The 18122-nt window shown below is 49.8% G+C and carries 16 protein-coding genes; 4 read left to right on the top strand and 12 right to left on the bottom strand.

The genetic code is table 11. The annotated features are described in order from the left end of the window. Window positions 1–134: 134 nt before the first annotated feature. From BBEV_RS15405 to BBEV_RS15420, 4 genes are read right to left on the bottom strand one after another with little or no spacing between them, the layout of a single operon-like run. Window positions 135–1190: a Gfo/Idh/MocA family protein gene (locus tag BBEV_RS15405; RefSeq protein ID WP_069366270.1), complete on the bottom strand. Its 1056-nt coding sequence runs from the start codon at window positions 1188–1190 to the stop codon at window positions 135–137. Beyond that, on the bottom strand, window positions 1190–2158 hold the full coding sequence (locus tag BBEV_RS15410; RefSeq protein WP_069366271.1) for a sugar phosphate isomerase/epimerase family protein: 969 nt from the start codon (window positions 2156–2158) through the stop codon (window positions 1190–1192). The genes BBEV_RS15405 and BBEV_RS15410 overlap by 1 nt, the downstream gene beginning before the upstream one ends. A 20-nt stretch (window positions 2159–2178) precedes the next feature. Then, a complete protein-coding gene (locus tag BBEV_RS15415) occupies window positions 2179–3207 on the bottom strand; it encodes a Gfo/Idh/MocA family protein (protein WP_069366272.1) in 1029 nt (342 codons plus the stop codon). Next, on the bottom strand, window positions 3204–3974 hold the full coding sequence (locus tag BBEV_RS15420) for a sugar phosphate isomerase/epimerase family protein (RefSeq protein WP_069366273.1): 771 nt from the start codon (window positions 3972–3974) through the stop codon (window positions 3204–3206). Before BBEV_RS15420 ends, BBEV_RS15415 begins: the two co-directional genes overlap by 4 nt. Before the next feature lie 166 nt (window positions 3975–4140). On the opposite strand from BBEV_RS15420, the gene BBEV_RS15425 reads away from it, so the two are divergent. Continuing rightward, window positions 4141–4914: a helix-turn-helix domain-containing protein gene (locus BBEV_RS15425; RefSeq protein ID WP_069366274.1), complete on the top strand. Its 774-nt coding sequence runs from the start codon at window positions 4141–4143 to the stop codon at window positions 4912–4914. 73 nt (window positions 4915–4987) lie between these two features. Here BBEV_RS15425 and BBEV_RS15430 read toward each other — a convergent pair whose 3' ends face one another. Next, window positions 4988–5296 carry a PH domain-containing protein gene (locus BBEV_RS15430; protein ID WP_232318338.1) on the bottom strand — a complete coding sequence of 103 codons (309 nt, stop codon included), beginning with the start codon at window positions 5294–5296 and terminating at the stop codon, window positions 4988–4990. 365 nt (window positions 5297–5661) lie between these two features. Next, a complete protein-coding gene (locus tag BBEV_RS15435) occupies window positions 5662–6690 on the bottom strand; it encodes an FMN-binding protein (RefSeq protein ID WP_069366276.1) in 1029 nt (342 codons plus the stop codon). Between the two features lie 416 nt (window positions 6691–7106). Between BBEV_RS15435 and BBEV_RS15440 the strand changes: the two genes are divergently transcribed. Further along, on the top strand, window positions 7107–9734 hold the full coding sequence (locus tag BBEV_RS15440; RefSeq protein WP_069366277.1) for a PEP/pyruvate-binding domain-containing protein: 2628 nt from the start codon (window positions 7107–7109) through the stop codon (window positions 9732–9734). Between the two features lie 21 nt (window positions 9735–9755). Next, window positions 9756–10364, top strand: a complete 609-nt coding sequence (locus tag BBEV_RS15445; protein ID WP_069366278.1) for a TetR/AcrR family transcriptional regulator — start codon at window positions 9756–9758, stop codon at window positions 10362–10364. A gap of 42 nt (window positions 10365–10406) precedes the next feature. Here BBEV_RS15445 and BBEV_RS15450 read toward each other — a convergent pair whose 3' ends face one another. The 4 genes from BBEV_RS15450 to BBEV_RS15465 form a co-directional block, all read right to left on the bottom strand. Next, window positions 10407–13076: a sensor domain-containing diguanylate cyclase/phosphohydrolase gene (locus BBEV_RS15450; RefSeq protein WP_198155023.1), complete on the bottom strand. Its 2670-nt coding sequence runs from the start codon at window positions 13074–13076 to the stop codon at window positions 10407–10409. Between the two features lie 423 nt (window positions 13077–13499). Continuing rightward, window positions 13500–15008: a hypothetical protein gene (locus BBEV_RS15455; protein WP_069366280.1), complete on the bottom strand. Its 1509-nt coding sequence runs from the start codon at window positions 15006–15008 to the stop codon at window positions 13500–13502. Next, window positions 15001–15576, bottom strand: a complete 576-nt coding sequence (locus tag BBEV_RS15460) for an RNA polymerase sigma factor (protein ID WP_232318208.1) — start codon at window positions 15574–15576, stop codon at window positions 15001–15003. The genes BBEV_RS15455 and BBEV_RS15460 overlap by 8 nt, the downstream gene beginning before the upstream one ends. Continuing rightward, window positions 15548–15757 (bottom strand): hypothetical protein, encoded by a 210-nt coding sequence (locus tag BBEV_RS15465; RefSeq protein WP_069366281.1) that lies wholly within the window; start codon window positions 15755–15757, stop codon window positions 15548–15550. The genes BBEV_RS15460 and BBEV_RS15465 overlap by 29 nt, the downstream gene beginning before the upstream one ends. 51 nt (window positions 15758–15808) lie before the next feature. Here BBEV_RS15465 and BBEV_RS15470 point away from each other — a divergent pair, with 51 nt between their 5' ends. Continuing rightward, entirely contained in the window at window positions 15809–16492 is a 684-nt protein-coding gene (locus tag BBEV_RS15470) for a hypothetical protein (protein WP_069366282.1), read from the top strand. A 156-nt stretch (window positions 16493–16648) separates the two neighbouring features. Here BBEV_RS15470 and arsM read toward each other — a convergent pair whose 3' ends face one another. After that, complete coding sequence (gene arsM, locus BBEV_RS15475; protein WP_069366283.1) at window positions 16649–17410, bottom strand: arsenite methyltransferase; 762 nt, start codon at window positions 17408–17410, stop codon at window positions 16649–16651. Between the two features lie 64 nt (window positions 17411–17474). Continuing rightward, entirely contained in the window at window positions 17475–18029 is a 555-nt protein-coding gene (locus BBEV_RS15480; RefSeq protein WP_069366284.1) for a sigma-70 family RNA polymerase sigma factor, read from the bottom strand. Between the last annotated feature and the right edge of the window lie 93 nt (window positions 18030–18122).

The raw sequence follows: 18122 nt of genomic DNA on the forward strand, positions 1-18122 counted from the left end.
GGCTTATCATCAATGCAGTCCGGAAACAAGACACTGCCCTATTTAAATCCATTTCAATATGAATCGTTTTTTCTTTTCTCAAACAAAAAAGCCTGATCCCTATACCGGATTTCGGCTGGGATCAGGCACTGATCTTATTCGAAAGGAACCGTCTGCATTTTCTCCACAGACTCAAACGCTTTTTCCAACAGACGCATGACCCGGAGGACTTCGTCATTCTTCACGATGATCGATTCCTCACCATGAATGGTCTGATAGACATTGTCATAGAATTCCTCAATGGATGCATCGATTCGAGGCAAAGGCAGATCCTTCACGGTTCCATCATCAAAGCGGGGGGCCATCGTTTTCGTCAGACCTGCACCGGCCTGGATCGGGCGGGCATCCGGTTCACGGTCTGTTTCCAGACGCGTCACTTTGCCGTCCATGTCCCAGCTGTGGATCACCGCAGACCCTTGGGTACCGTTGACGTACCAGAGCGGGAGACCGATATAGTTGAACGTGCCCACTTCCATGTACGCCGTCTTCCCGCTTTCAAACGTCAGCATCAGCCGGAAACCGTCATCCACTTCCATGTTCCGGATATGCTGGAACGTACAGTTGACGTGGGTGACCCGCTCATCGAACATCTGAAGCTGACGGTCTGCCAGGTGAACGCCCCAGTCGAGGAGCATGCCGCCACCTTGCGCCTTTTTCTGGCGCCAGTCGCCAGGGATCCCGCGGGAGCCGTGAATCCGGCATTCCACGTGGAAGACTTCACCGATGGTCTCGAGGTCCTGGATCGCCTTCACAGACAGGTAATCTTCATCCCAGCGCCGGTTCTGATGCACGACAAACAACTGCCCTGTTTCCTTCTCCACCTGCATGATGTCTTCCATTTCCGCAGCGTTCATCGTGACAGGCTTCTCACAGATGACATGCTTGCCATGCCTCATCGCACTGACAGCGATGTCCCGGTGGCTGTCGTTCGGCGTGGCGATGAGGACCACATCCACTTCCTCGTCTTCAACCACCGCGGATAGATCCGGATATACTTCAAGTCCTTTTTTCCGGGCCAGCTCTTCCTGGCTTTTACGGATGTCCTGAATGCCTTTGACCTGAAAATACGTCAATTCTTCCATGTGTTCCACGTGGTGGCCGCCCATACCGCCAAAGCCGACTACGGCCACTGTCAATGGAGTCCTTTTCATTACGCCCACCACATATCCGATGGTTGTTCACGAATCAGCACCGTATCCAGATTCTTCACTGCGCGGGCGAAGCCTTCCTCAATGCTCATGATCGGGTCCTCATGTTCAATACTGACCACATAGTCATAACCGTAAGTCCGAAGCGCGCTCATCATATTCGACCACTCCTGCATGCTGTGACCGCAGCCAACGGAACGGAATGTCCAGGCTCTTGTTTGCACATTGGAATAAGGCTGCATGTCCGTTAACCCGTACATGTTGACATTATCCTGATCAATGAACGTATCTTTCGCGTGGAAATGGTGAATCGCATCCTTCTCACCGAGAATGCGGATCGCTGCTACCGGATCGATGCCCTGCCACCAGAGGTGACTTGGATCGAGGTTTGCACCGATACTGTCAGACGTGAGCTCACGCAGTTTCAGCATCGTGTAAGGGGTATGAACGAGAAAGCCGCCGTGCAACTCCAGACCGATTTTGATGTTTTTCTCTTCCGCCAGTTGACCGATTTCTTTCCAGTAAGGGACGAGCTTGTTTTCCCACTGCCAGTTGAGTACATCGGTATATTCCTGCGGCCAAGGTGCCACCGGCCAGTTCGGCGTTTTTGCTTCTTCACTGTCCCCGGCTGTACCGGAGAACGTGTTGACCACCGGCACACCCATGAGGTTTGCCAGTTCGATCGTCTTTCTTAAGGCCTCATCGGACTCTTTGGCAAATGCCGTGTCCGGAGAAATCGGATTCCCGTGGCAGGAAAAGGCACTGATCGTCAGGCCGCGGTCATCCAGCTCCTTTTGATACGCTTTTCGTGCTTCGTCACTTTCGAGCAGTTCGTCCATGTTGCAGTGGCTGTTTCCCGGGTAACCGCCGGTTCCGATTTCCACCGCATCAAGGCCTGAGGCTTTTGCTTTATCCAGCATATCTGTATAGCCAAGATCACCGAACAGAACAGTAAATACGCCTAGTTTCATATGTCATCATCCTCCGTGTATTAAGAATTGATCTTTACGATTGATTTCGTCTGATTGGATTCCAGTGCCGCCAAAATGACTTCGAGGGATTTCTTTCCTTCTTCACCGGAAATCGGTGACGGTTTCCCTTCACGCACAGCGGTGATAAACTGATGGATCACATCGCTGTTCACCTGTCCGTCTTCATCATTCGTCTGAATGCCGCCAAGTTCATACTTGATCTTCTCACCTGTGGCATACTGCAAAATAACCGAATCCGTTGGGTCGTCCTCGAGGCGAAGCATCCCTTTTTCCCCGTAAATGACGGTGGAATTGTCTTCCTGGGCGTTGTATGTCCAGCTTGCTGTCATCGTGCCGATCACGCCGCTCTCACTCTTTAAGAGGCAGACCGCTGAATCATCCACATCCGCTTTCTTGACCAAGGTCTCCACCATGGCCGCCGCTTCCGTGAACTCTTCATCCAGCACATAGCGCATCATGTCCGTTTTATGGACACCGAGGTCACCCAACGCGCCGATGAAAGCCATGTCCTTGTTGAAGAACCAGGTGTCCTTGCCTTCCACACTCCATCCTTCCGGACCGTCATGTCCAAAGGTGGTGCGGAAGCTGAACACTTTGCCGAGTGCTCCTGACTGCAAGAGTTCCCTGGCTTTTTGCGCAGAAGGCGTGTACCGCTGGTTGTGGCCGATCATGAGCAGTTTGCCTGCTTTCTTCGCGGCATCGATCATCGCCTGCGCCTCTTCACTGCCTGTAGCCATCGGCTTTTCGCAGAGGACGTGCTTGCCTTTTTCCAGTGCTTTGATGGTCATCGGTGCATGCAGCGCATTTGGCGTGCAAATGCTGACCACGTCGATCTCGTCATCTTCCAATAACTTTTCAAAATCCGTGTACGCTGTCGCACCGAACTCTTTTGCATAGCCTTCTGCACGCTCTTTGTTCAGGTCGCAGACGGCTTTGATGGTCACGCCTTTTTCCTGGTCGTATTCCGGTAAATGTCTGAATTTCGCAATCGTTCCGCATCCGATGATTCCTGCTTGAATGGTTTTCATGTTGTTGCCTCCTCATATCGATTTAAAAATGTCATGCTTTCCTTCACGCTCTCATAGGGGGTCTTCGTCGTCTTGTCCTGCTCGACGATCAGCCATTCCAATGAAGACGACTGCAGTTCATCCAACAGCCCTTTGACATCGACACCGCCGGTACCCAGTTCAGCAAAAAAGGCCTTGCCATCCGTGGTCATGTCTTTCATATGGATCACTTTCAATTGGTCTTTATACGCCTTCACCCAGTCCAGCGGATTCTCACCGGCTTTTTGAAGCCAGTACACATCGAATTCCGGGAGTACGCCGGCTTCTTTCGTGTCTTCCAGAATCGCTTTCAAAGCGGACCGCCCGTCTGCCATCGTATGCTGCAGTTCAAAATCATGATGGTGGTAGCAAAGGGTCATGCCGTAGTCTTTCACTTTCGGAGCCAGTTCGTTCATGAACGCAATCAGGTTTTGATACCCGGTTTCATTTTGCTCCTCATCATCCAGATACGGAATCGCCACATACGAGCAGTTCATCACCTTAAGCTCTTTTAAAACGGTATCTGCATCGTTTCTCCACTGCTCCAGCGGTACGTGTGCTGAGGAGACTTCAAGCCCCAGCTCCTCCACTTTCGCACGGAACGTATCCGCATCCAGATTGCCGTAGCCTGCCAGCTCGACGCCATCAAACCCGAGTTCTTTCACCTTCTCGAGTGTTCCGGCTGCGTCCTCTGCCATTTCCGCCATGAATGTAAACAATTGAATCGATTTCTTCGCTTGTATTGTCATGTTAAGTCATTCCTCCTTGTTTTGAATCCGTTACCATGTATATGATTATGCTGTTCATACTACCGGAGTTTGCGTTCATTGAGAATAGACAATATACTAATAACATAAACAATCCTGCTATTCGTTTTGATTCACGCTTAATCATCCGCAAAAGGAGGCAAAACCCATGACGGTCAGAATCCGATTTTCAGGCTATGCCCATCACCGAAAAGGCTACCACGAAGATCGTAAAACTCCGCTTGAACAATACCTGATCCGCCTGCAGGTGGAAGGAAATGCCACGATTCGCTCTGACGGGGTAACGTATGCCATTTCCCCTGGCGATCTCTACCTCGGTCGAAAGGGGGCTGATTACAGCATTGATATCCCGCCCGGTCAAGACAGTACCGATTATCATATTTTCTGTGACGGTTCATGGGTGTCCGAGTGGTTCAACCACGCCGGTCTTCCCGTGGTGCATAACATCCGCCTCGATGACAAACTCCTTTCCCTCTGGCGTCACTTGTCCATTGAACAGCGCCGGCCGGATGCCGGTGAGACACCTGATCTATCCGTCTATCTGTTCAAAGCCCTGCTCGTCATCTTGAAACAGTCTGTCACGGAAGGCTATGTGTCAGGGGAGCGCCCGTTTATCGTCACGAAAATGATGCGCAGCATCGAGGAGCTTGCCGCCACCAGATTCCAGGTGGAGGATGTGGCAGCTTCCGTCGGACTGAGCGTGTCACGCGCCTCCCATCTGTTCAAAGAACACACCGGGCAATCGATGATCGATTATGCCCAGGAAATCCGCCTGAATATGGCGGTCAATCAAATGCAGTATACCTCCATGACCCTCGAGCACATTGCAGACAGCTGCGGATTCGGCTCATATGTGTATTTTCACCGGGTATTCAAGCACCACTACGGCAAATCCCCCGGCCAGTACCGGAAAGTCAATTAAACAGAAAAACCTGACCCTCTCCGCTAAAGGCATTAGCGATCGGGGTCAGGCAGAGATGCGGATGGTTTCTCGATTATTCCTTGGAAATAGATTCTTTTAATCGTGCCTGCAGTTTGGAAGCCACTTTTTTCTTAAACCCTTTTACTTCGATGTCATTGACCGATCCCCCGGCCGTCTCGATCACAACGTTCCCGGAAATCAAGCCTTTGTTTAATCTGACCGAAGCGATCCGTTTATAGGATACTTCCTCACTCGTGCTGGTCAATCCGAAGAATTTCTTTTTTGTCACCAGGACAGCGGAATTTGATAATTCCACCCGGTCCGGAAAGATCATTTTCGTCCATGACAGGATGCCTGCCCTTGCTCTGCTGCTTTTAAACACATTAGTCAACTGATTCACCTCTTATTTAAAATTTGTAAACGCTGCGTCCAGAGCTTCAAGTCCACCATTCCAACTCACACTGCTGGACCAGTGAAGTCATCCTTGACAGAATACGTTTAAGCAATGCGTATTTGCCTGCCTCGTGACGAAGTACAATTATTCATCAACCTTCCCCCTCTCAACAAGTATCGTACAATTGTGATGACGCAACTCTTATCCTACATAAAAGGGTGACAGTCATTGTCACCGAACGAAAGTTCCCGGCGGATGATTTTATTCAGCCGAAAAAAAGTGCCTGACCACCATGCGGTGAAACACGACCGCAACAGGAGTCAGGCACTTTTGTTTTTCAGTTTTTCCATACGTTACTTTGTGGCTTGATCCATCGCTTCTTGAACTGCAATTAAAATTCCTTCAGAGCTGTATGTTGCGCCAGATGCTCCGTCGATATCCGCACTGTTATTGTCCACAATGGCGTCCGGCAAATCGTTGATCGCATCATCACTGATCCCGTCTGATTCATCGTGGGATAGAATCTCCACGTTAGTGATAACACCGCCTTCGATGGTTGTTTCTACGACGATATCGTCGTTATAACCTTCAGCAGTTGTTTCATACACGCCATCTTCCATATCCCCTGCGGCTTCTTCTGAACCACCGGCAGATTCTTCAAGGGCTTTCTGAACAGCCTTCAATATTGCTTCTGAACTGAACGTAGCTCCAGACATGCCATCCACATCGGTACTGTTGTTTTCCACAATGACTCCTGGAAGATCTTCAATTGCTTCATCGCTGATGCCGTCTGATTCGTCATGCGACAGAATCTCCACGCTTACAATTTCACCGTCTTCGATGGTTGTTTCCACGACAATGTCGTCATTATAACCCTCAGCAGACGTTTCAAAGACGCCGTCTGTCAGTTCCATATCTTCGTCTTGGGACACCGCCTCACCACTTGCTTCTTCCAAAGCCGCTTCCACAGCACTGATGATTCCTCCAGAACTGTAAGTGGCGCCGGACACGCCGTCCACATTGGCGCTGTTATTCTCCACAATCAGGTCAGGAAGATCGTTGATGGCGTCATCGCTGATCCCGTCTGATTCATCATGGGAGAGGATCTCAACGTTTGTAATTTCACCATTTTCGATGGTGGTTTCAACGACGATATCGTCGTTATAGCCTTCCCCCGTTGTTTCATAAACGCCATCAGTCAGATCAAGATCCATTTCCTCTGAAGCTTCATCTGAATTATTGTCGTTATTCTCTTCATCAGGCTCGTTTTCAGCCCCCCCTGCATTATCCTCATACGGCAATGGCTCACTGCTGGCATCATAACTGCCACATCCTCCGAGTATTACTGCAGAACTCCCTATCAATAACATCCACTTTTTCATACGAACAATCCCCTCTCACCCTAAATTGACGCCACATTTTTCAACGTGCTGATTTGTCGGACATAACAACGACTCGAATTCACATCCTGGAATCAGTAACCATTTTCGCAGGCAACCTTTTTACTCCAGCAATGTAAAACCCCTTACTATAGTTACTTGCATAAAAAGTGTAGCATGGTTTGTCCCTGATCAAATCACGATCTTTTGTCAAATGTGTGAAATCTGTGAATTAATCAACAATCATTGAATTCCCTCTCCGTCACGACACTGCCAAATCAGGATGATCACGATTTGATAAGCCGTTTTTATTTTTGTTACTGAAAATTCATTAAGTAAACGATTTTAAAATAATTCGTTTATCTTTATGCCCGTTCATTGTATACTGGAAGTATCAAAACCGAAGTGAGGTGCGCGTCATGATCATTCATTTCCATACCCGGGAAGCCGTGAGCCTGAAGGCCGCCGGAGGAAAAGGATTGAATCTCGTCCAGATGACTGCAGCAGGGCTGAACGTGCCTGATGGCTTTATCCTGACAACCGAAGCCTATAACGCATTTATTGAACAGAACGGTCTGGCCAAGGGAATTGCCGAAGCAGTCGAACATGTCCAGGCCGCCGACATGGCCGGACTGGATCAGGCTGCCGAAACCATTCAGCAGTCGATCCAAAAAGCAGACGTTCCTGATGAAATTCGTTCACTGATTATCGAACATTATCATGAACTCCCCCAGCCGCTCGTGGCCGTCCGCTCTTCCGCCACGGCAGAAGACTTGCCCGAAACATCTTTTGCGGGACAGCACGACAGCTTCCTCAATGTAGAAGGTGAAGACGCACTCCTTCAGTCTGTAAAAAACTGTTGGGCTTCCCTTTGGAACGCCCGGGCCATTTCCTACAGAATCAACAACAGGATCCCCCAGTCCTTCCCGTCACTCTCCCTGGCCGTCGTGGTCCAGTGCATGGCAGACGGTGACGCAGCCGGAGTCATGTTCACGGCAAACCCCCTGAATAACCGCCGGGATCAGCTGTTTATCAATGCGTCCTGGGGCATGGGCGAAGCCGTTGTCTCAGGCGCTGTTACACCGGATCAGTTCATCTTGGATAAACAGACCGGCACCGTCGTGTCATCTCGAATTGCCAGGAAAACTGTCCAGATCATCCGGACAGAGAGCGGCAACCGGCAAACCGAAGTCCCTGAAAACCAGCAGACAGTGGCCAGCCTCACTGACATCGAGCTGAAAAAGCTGCATGAACTCGCTGGTGCCGTGTACCGTTATTATCAGGAACCGATGGACACCGAATGGGTACTCGGGCGGGACGGGGACATTCATATCGTCCAGGCGCGCCCCCTCACCGGACTTCATCCCCTGGTGGACGGCAATGATCCCATAGAAGAGGGACTTTGTTTTTACTTTTCATTCACCCGGGTCTCGCAAGGGATCAGTGTCCCTTTCACACCTCTCGGCATCGACGTGCAGAAACTTGAGATGTGGGGCGCTCTGAAGGCACTTGGGGTCAACCCCGGTAAATCACCGAAAGGATTCAAGACCGCCGCCGGCCGGATTTACTGGGACTTCACCGAACTGATCCGTAACCCGAAGCGGGCGAAAAAGATGGCGGACAGCTTTTCGTTAAAGGACCCCGTTGCCGGAAAGGTCATGATGGCGTTCGTCGCACGAAACGAAGCGGAACTGGCGTCGAAAAAAGGCCGCCTCAAGCTCCCGCCCCGGCTTTTTGCAGTGAGTATCCGGATGGCTGTCCGGGTTTTCGGGGCGATGATCAGTCCGGAGAAAGCGGAAACACGGGCAAAGAAGCTGGCTGAGGGTCATCTGAAACGGATGAACAGACAGGCTTTAAAAGCCAAAACCATCCCGGAAAAAATCGCTGTCGTGGATACCATCATGGAAAACGCCATGCGCGTGATTCTTCATCAGTGCGCCTACATGGTGCCCGGGATGCTTGCGGAAAAAAGAGCTGAAAAACGATTGAACGCATGGCTCGGTGATGACCGTCTTCTCCATACCGTTATCCAGGCACTGCCGAACAGTCCCACAACACAGATGGGGCATCAGCTTGTCGGACTGGCCTGTGATTATAAAGATGCCGGGGTGACACCGGACGAATCCGATCCGAAAATCCAGTCGTTTCTGGACGAGTTCGGGCACCGCTCCAATGTGGAACTGGACGTTGGCATTGCCAACTGGCATGAAGACCCAAGCTATATTTTGAATCTGATCCACGCTTTCATGGAGCAAGATACTAAAGCACTGTACGACAAGCTGGAGAGACGCCAGCGGGAAGCGGAGGAAGCTGCATTGACCATTACCAGACAGGTCAAAGACGAGAAGGGCAAACGGGCAGCAAACAAAATCCAGAAAGACTGCCACTACATCCGGAGCCTGCTTGGACTCCGGGAACTGCCGAAATTTGATCTGGTCCGCTCCTTTGCCCTGGTCCGCTCCATCCTCCTGGAAGCAGGGGACATCCTCGTACAACACGGAGTGATCCTGTCGAGAGAAGATATTGCTTTTTTGAATCGAACCGACATTCTGAATCCGCAAGGGTCTTTCTTTGACCTTGTAGCGGAGCGGAAGGCCGCCTTTGAGCAGCAAAAAGAGATCAAAACCGTGCCCCGCTATATGACAAACACTGGAGAGACGATGTATGAGAGCACCGACATCGCCGAGACCGATGACGGACTAACGGGTTTTCCAATCGCTTCCGGGGAATATACCGGTATGGTCCGGGTAATCCACAACCCGGCCAAAGCCACGCTCAAGGACGGGGAAATTCTCGTGACCCACAGCACAGACCCGAGCTGGACACCGCTGTTCCTCCGTGCCGGCGGGCTGATCATGGAGACCGGGGGAACCGGATCCCACGGCGGGATTGTTGCGAGAGAATACGGAATTCCGGCGGTGGCCGGGGTTGAACGGATCAGCGAGAAGCTCCATACCGGTGACAGAGTGACGGTGAACGGGAGTACCGGACAGGTTGTCCTGTTAGAAAAAGCAAAGGACGAAGAACCGATAAACAAGACGATTTAAAACCAGGAAGGAGTTTCTGTCATGGCTAAGCAATCAGGCGGGCGGAAATCGCTGAAGCGCATTGAACTTCTCGATGCGGCGGAAGAATTACTCATCAAAAAAGGCATCCAGTCCGTCACGGTGGAAGAGATTGTCCGCGAGGCCGGTGCCAGTAAAGCAACGTTTTATAAGCATTTTACAGATAAAAAGGATATCGTGACCCATGTGGTGGAGAGGGTTTTTCACATTTCACTCTCGAAAATAGAGAACACCCTGCAGGAAGCGAAAGCATCGGAACTCACTCAGGAGATGTTTCTCGATGTGTTTGATCTGAAGCACTATGAGCAACTGTTCCAATCGGACTTTCTGAAGGAATTGAACAGCATCTATCCGGATCTGGTCAGGCAGTACAACGACTGGGTCATGACGAAACGGCTGCCTTTGTTCCGCGAACTCATGCGCATGGCAAAAATCGACGGGATCATTCGCATCGATATCGACCCGGATGTCCTTATTCATTACACCTTTTCAGTAAGAAAAGCCATCAAGGAGCTCTTTATCAACCAGCCTGAAGTGATGGATCAATATGACCTGAAAGAGTTCAGCGAACAATTTTTCGACATCTACCTGAACGGGATTCTAGAGAAATAAGAGAGCAATAAGAACGTGCCTGGGAAAGGCCAGGCACGTTGATCAATGGTTTTTAATTTGTGATGCAATGATCTCCCCTGTATTCCAATCAATGATGTCCATGAACGCATCGACGATATCCGCTCGGAACTGTTTATCACGTGTGATGTTTAACGCCTTTTCAACCTGATCGATGGCACGTTTTTCACCGTCTGTCATCTCTTTGGTCATGATATCGTAAAGCTCCGCGAGACTGATGATCTGCGCTTCAATCGGGATCTCATCACCTTTCAGCTGTCTCGGATAACCGTTGCCGTCATAACGTTCATGATGCGCCAGTACCGCGTCGGCAACATCTTTGTAATGGCTGATATTACTCAGTATATGATACCCGCTTTCCGGATGCCGCATGAATTCCTGCCACTGCTGGTCATCGAATTCCTTTGTCCTTTTAACCAGTTCCTTCGGTAAGGACAATTTCCCGATATCATGATAGCGGGCTGCTTTTTGGATCCGGTTGATTTGCCATGCAGGCAGGTTCAATTGCCGGGCAATCGCTTCACTGTACCTCTCAACCTCTTCCCCGTGCCTTTTTTCATCAGGGAAGGTTTCGAAAAAGTAGGAAGCAAGGGATTCAAATGCTTCTTTTTCACGTTGGTTTTTCTTAGTCATTTTGTCCATATACATATCCGCCTCGGCTTCTTCCAGGAGGTGATCAACCACTTCCTGCGGGCTCGCTTTCAACGATGACCCCAGGGCAACGGACAGTTTCATATGCTCAATGTGTTCGTTTTGCAGGGATTCAGTGAGCCGGGAGCGGATCGTGATCAGGTCCTGCTCCTGCGTATTCGGCAGGATGATGATAAATTCATCTCCCCCCACGCGTGAAATAATGTCATCATGACGGCATGCTGCATTGAGGACAGATGCCACCCTCTTCAATAACTCATCACCGGAATCATGCCCAAAGACATCATTGATGAGCTTCAGCCCGTTCACGTCCATATATAAAAAGGCCAGCGGATAGTTTCTCGGTGTATCCAGCCGTTTCAGTTCCTCCTCGAAAAACAGACGGTTATAGAGCCCGGTTAACGTGTCGTGAAACGTCATTTTCCGGATTTTTTTATTCTCCTGCCTCTGTGCCGTCACATCACGAAAGACCACAACCACACCCGATAAATAGTCATCCACATCAAAAAGTGGAGATGCCGTCATTTCGATACCGATTTTCCGGCCATCGGGCAGCACCATCACTGAATGATCTCCAGTTGAATACACCTGCTCTTTGGAAATAACTTCTTTCACCGGATTGGTAAGCGGCGTCTCTGTTTCGTCTTCCACGAGAGCAATGACTTCGCTGAACACTTTTCCTTTGATGAATAACTTAGAATAGCCGGTTAATAACTCGGCAATATGGTTGATAAAAATAATATTTCCATTGAGATCGGTTGTGATGACCCCGTCACTGATGGATAAAAGCGTCGTCTTGAAGTACTCCCGTTCGGATTGGAGCGTTCGTTCGTTTTCCTTCAGTTCGGTCACATCGCGAATATACCCGTGCCAGATAATCTTGCCATCTTCATGTTTCTCAGGCTTGGCATAACCCCTTAGCCAGCGCTGTCCCCGCGATGGCAGATTGACCCGGTGCGTATCTTCCCAGACGGTCAGGGTATTCGCCGAATGGGTGATGGATGCCGCGACCTTCTCATAGTCCGATTTTGCCACCCGTGATAGCACGTTGTCCGCAGATTTCTGTGCTTCTTCGGGCGTCACTTCATAGATATCCCAGATCCCTGAGCTTGCAATCGGGAAAAAGTGGTGACCATCGGGATTCAGCTGATATTGATAAATGGCTCCTGGAACCTGTTCAACCAGATCCAGGTATTGCTGATTCCGTTCATGGAGTTCCTTTTCAAGGGATTTACGGTAACTGATGTCACGGGCAACCGCGATAATCGAATCGTCCAAAAGCGTTGCACGCCATTCAAGGTAAACGGTCTCATTGTTTTTCGTCACCAGCCTGTTCACAAATTCATCGATTCGTTGATTGTCATAAAGCGTCTGGAATTGCTCTTTTGTCGCTTCATAATCCTCAGTATGAATAAAATCGATGATCTTTTGACCCGTCAGTTCATCTTTCGTAAAACCTGATTTGTGCTCCCATTCACCGTTAATCTTCAAAATTTCCCCTTCCAAAGAAACGATCGTTAACAGATCCAGGGTGTTTTCAAAATACGTTTCGAGTTCAGCTGTTTTGTCCAGCACACCATAGATTAACGGATCATATGTATAATAGGCTTTCAGTTGTTCAACGAGCCGGGGATCACTGCCAGAAAATGTGTCCAGCTTCTCCTTATCGATGATATCCGGTGAAGCGCCCCGGAATATGAACCCAACCTTGTTCTCAGAAATCAAAAAGATCGTGACATGGAACCATTTGGCCAGGGGTTTGCAGTAGCTCTCCTGAATCATGGGGCCGTCTGTCCCTGTCACACGATCAAGCGCATGATCAAGAAGCGTTTCTTCAATCAGATTCAACTCGACGAGAAAAGAAGCGGGTTTGTATTTGGCGTCACGTTCTGCCAGGTGAAACATCCCGTTAAATGCTGGGTTCACGAAGGAGACTGTCGGAAGCTGATGATGGCGATCCTGGTATGTCACCTCAACAAATGGATGAGGAAAATTCATCATTATCGACTTCATTTCCTCCATGGAAAACAATACATCATTCATAATTCGCAACGCTTCAACACCAGGACAACCAAATGGTAATATCCCCCGTCGAAACTCCCCCCTCATAAAACAACATGGTGAAAATGGGAACAGATGAAAACGGTCGTAGATAGTAGATAACTACAGTGTAAAATGTAATGATTCGATTGTCCATAAAGGGCGTTTATTCTTCTCATATTGTTCACCAGTTGACCGGTTTAGATTCTGCGTATCCCAAAAAAGCCCGGCCGCAGGAACAAGGGGTCATTGTTCCTGCGGCCGGGGAGTCTTTCCTTCATCCGGTTGCATTAATCAATCGATTCCGTTTCGATTACCTCTGTTCCGTATATTTGCCACTCTCCATCTGCTTTTCAAAACTCATGAAAAGAGTGGCTGATTCCGCTCAGAGAAGCGCTTTCTCCAAACGGGTCAGGCACACCCTGATCATCCTTCGTCAGTCAGTTGGTCTCCGTCCTCCCATTGCCAGAAGTCTTCAATGATCGAGGTCATGCGTGAATGGCTATGCGCCGCAGTTTCCCAGCTTTCCGAGTGTCTTTCGATATAGAAATAACGTCCGTTTCGTTCACCCAGTCTCACGGACCCGACCATCTCAGCATTTTCGTTCGTTCTATTCTCAAAAACATCGACGGCCCAATCGGGTATCCGGTTTGCATCTGTTTCGTCCCGCATGTTTTCCCCGTAAGCATAGTGATCGAGAATATAGGTCCAGGCTTCACCCTGTGTGACACCTTCGTCAAAGATGCCGATGCTGATCTGGCCTGCGGGATCATCCTGCTCGTCAAGGAGATACTGCTTCACCTGGCCATCGCGGTCCTCGCTCACGGAGAAGTCCGCACTGATATAGGTGCTGAAGCCCAGTTCCTCGTCGCGGAAGAGCACCACGTCCGTTGCAATGGGCGAGTCTGCCGTAGGAGATAGAACAGTCTTCTCTTCCATTCTCCCGGTTGCTTCATCTTCTGGCCGATCTTCCTCATGCACCGTGGCCGGAAATGGAACGGCAGTATGTGCCAGAACTGCTTCCTGATAGAGTGCCGTCTCCGGGTGATTTTCATCTGTGATGCTCGTAATGATCAGCTCCCGTCCGAGAAATTCTCCGTGAAAGACAGTCAGCTGCTTTCCGTCATCATCTGCTGCGACATAGCCTCCTGCGATATCGTACGGATCATGGTGGCCAAATACGCTGTAATCAGAGACCTCCTCTTCACTCAGCGTTACACGTTCTTCGTCATCCAACCCGTTTTCCTGCAAAATGTCATCGATCACCGTGGCCACATCGTCCCCGTCTGCCCCTGATGGTAAATAATCAAACAGGACTCTGCCGTCCAACGACACCCGATCACGGGTCAAGTCACCTTCCACCTGCTCTTCGTTGACATCCCAGTCTTCAGGTGTAAAGGCTGTCAATTGAATCTGATTCGCATCCGTTCGGGTAAACCATTCCTGCCAAGTATCCTCACCAACAGTCAGTTCAAAAAGCCGGTTCTGTTCATCCGCTTCTTCGTCATCGATCATTTGAAATGATATGTCTTCCGGATCTGATTCTTCAACCGGTTCTTCCTGGTTTTCATCGTTTTGTTCATTATCCGTTTCGTCATTGTTTTCGTTCTCTTCTTCATTCTCTTCATTCACAGGCACCGTGCCGTCCCCAAACCAGCCCGGGAACGCATCCTGTACAAAATCGGTATTGATCAGGATCAGTCCGCCAAGTGCTGCGGCAGTAACGGTTCCACCGATTCCCATGAACATCGTTTTCCGCTGCTGCCACTTGCTGATCGAGGCGTGTTCCGCACGGGCCTCCGATACACCCGATGCCATGGCTTCCAGACTTGCCTTCTCCGCCTGTTCAGAAAGAGGACGGTGCATCTGTTTCATCAGCTCCGCTACCTCTCGATCCTGTTCGTATTCATGATTTTGCTGATGCCGTTTACTCATATGCCGTCACCTCATTTCCCATGCGGTCGACCAGTTCTGCTCTGGCCCGTTTTTGCAACGCCTTGACTGACATCGACGTCTTGCCCATCACCTTGGCTGTCTCTTTAATGGAGAACCCTTCCACGAATCGTAAATGCAGCACGTCCCGGTAGGATTCCGGGAGGTTACTGATGGTTGTCATGACCGATTCCGTCTCCATTTGCCTCATCACGGTCCGCTCTGCGGACTCACCGGATTCCGCGACTTCTTCCAGGGTACTGTCCTCCACGGCTGTGGAACGCCTTTTCTTATTGCGCGTCCGGTAGTAATCAATCACGGCGTACTTCGCAATCGCAAACAGCCATGTCTTAAAGGTTGAATCCCCTTTGAATGTCGCCAGTTTCCTCGCTGCTTTATGCATCACATCCTGCAACAGCTCCTGGGCATCATGGTAATCATTCATTTGTATGTACAGATACTGAAAGATGCCGTGGACATAGCGTCCATGCAGCTCTTTCATCGCTTCATCATCGCCATCCAGAATGGCCTGAACCAGTTCTTCATCCGTCATCTTCACCCCGCCTTTCATTCTCTTTACCCCCTTCGACGATACAGATTGTAAAAAGTGTCGCAACGATTGATTTTTTTAAAGGTTGTTCAAATGTCAGGCGGATCAAACGAAAAATTCCATCCCTGCTGACATCGTAACCATTCATTTTTTTAGCCACCAGTGAAATTTTTATGAATGTCATTGCACCAAAACCGTTCATGATTTACATTTGCACCCATGTCATCTTTATAAATGAATCAGGAGGGATCGTATGAAACGACTGATATGGATTACAAGCAGTGCCTTGTTACTGGTATTTGTCGCCTGCAATGGCGCAGAAGAGTCCACAGACCAAAACGCCTCCTCTTCTGTTGAAGAAAACGGCGAGATCGAAACCAACACCAACGAGGAAGCAGAGAACGATGATGCAGATGAGGAAATCAATCATCCGCTTCCAGATGAACAAGCTGACACCATAACCGAAAAAGCAGCATCAGTGGCAGACGCTCTCGAGGAGCAGGACATGGAACGCGTAGCTGAGTATGTTCACCCTGAAAAAGGGCTGCTGATCCATCCCCAATCCTGGGATGCGGGTGACAACTATGCTGCATTTACCGCTGAGGAGACAGCCGGATTGGCAGACGACGATACCCGCTATGATTTTGGCACCTTCAGTCCCGAGGGCCCAATTGAAGAAACCTACACAGCATTCGCCGAACAATTTATGGATGATTTCGCGTTTCTGGCTGATGCCAGGAAAGAGCTTACGGACCCCGGCTTTGACGCATTGACAGAAGCCCACCCCGATGCCACCTTCGTCGAGTTGCATGATCCCGGCAATGAAGAAGATTTTAACAGGGCAGATTTCCAGTCACTTTGGATCGCCTTTGAGCAACTGGGCGACAAATGGCATCTCACAGCCATCGCCGGTGAAACAATTCATGATCATAAATAAAGAAAACTTGGCTTTTCGCCAAGCTTAGATGGCGAAAGCCTTAGTTGCACTTATACTACTTTCCTTTAGCGAACTTAAACTTTACTATGTAGTATTAAAAATGCCTGACCCGTTGTGCGGCAGGGTTTCACAGCACATGAGGGTCAGGCATTATTTTTACGCTTTCACGGCTTCAATCACAGCAGACACGATCTCTTTTTTGCCATGTTCATTGTCATCCCATGCGTTCAAAAGGTCATCGCTGGTGTCTGATTTGGTGATGCGAATGTCCTTGAAGCCCGCCTCCATCAGGATTTCTTCGAGATGTTCCACCCTTTCAGCCCCAATGGTGCAGTCACTGACGTTCGGATCCTTCCAGGCATCTTCCGGCACGGTTCCGGTGAGTCTGACAATGTCCGCAAAGTGGATCCGTCCCCCTGGTCTGAGTACCCGGAAGGCTTCCTGCATCACTTTGTCCTTTTCCGGGGAGAGATTGATGACGCAGTTGGAGATGATCACGTCCACTTCCTGGTCAGCCAGAGGAAGATGTTCGATTTCACCCAACCGGAAAGACACATTCGTATATCCTTGTTCACGGGCATGTCCTCTCGCCTTCTCGATCATGTCATGGGTCATGTCCACGCCAATCACCTTGCCTGCTTCACCGACTTTTTGTCTCGCAAGAAAGGCGTCAAACCCTGCTCCGCTGCCGAGATCCAGGACCCTTTCACCTTCTTGAAGGTTGGCGATGGCTGTGGGGTTTCCGCACCCAAGCCCGAGATTTGCGCTCCCGCCTGCCGACAGGTCCGCGTCCTGATACCCCATCGTTTTGGCCAGTGTCACCGCCTGCTGGTCACCTCCGCAGCACCCCTGACCTTGTGTTTTCGCGATGCTGCTGTAACGCGTTCGCACGTTTTTCCGTTGCGTATCTGCCTTCATCTGTCATTCCTCCTTTTTGATCGTTCATGAATGAAGACGGATGCTGGCAAAAAGGGTCGCAGATTTACGCACAGCAGACACGTTTTTTCTCATAGCGGATGACGTTACCATAAGCATCCACTTCCACATCGCAGCAATTCAGCAAGATATCCTTGAGCTGCCTTTTTGCCCGTTGCACCCGTGTTTTGGAGCCCGACAGGGAAAGATCCAGATGCGTCGAGATCTGCTTGTGCTTCCATCCTTTCTCCACATACAGACTGAACGGCAACTGATACTTTTCAGGCAGCTTTTGAAGCTCTCTCTGTATATACGAAGCGCAGCCCAGGTTCTCGTTGTCCGCCTCTTCAAAGGTGACAGGACCCGGTTCATCCTGGACGTGTTCACGGGGCACTTCCATCCGTTTTTTCCGGTAATAATCCGTCACCGTGTGCCTTGCAATCTGGTAGAGCCACCCCCGTACATGGGCCACGTCCGCGATCTTGTCCTGCTGTTGCAGAGCCTTCAGCCAGACGTGCTGCAGGACATCTTCTGCGTCATGGGGATTCGCTACCTTCTTGAAAACAAACCCCCTCAGTTCCTGTTCAAACGTCTCCACCATCCGGTCCAGTTCAGCTGCCATCCGTATCCACCCCTTTATATAATCATTTGATTATATACTAAACCAGAAACCGGTTTTCAACAAGGGAAAAGCGCCTGATTCCAGTACAGATTT

Source organism: Salisediminibacterium beveridgei (assembly GCF_001721685.1).
GTDB lineage: Bacteria > Bacillota > Bacilli > Bacillales > Salisediminibacteriaceae > Salisediminibacterium > Salisediminibacterium beveridgei.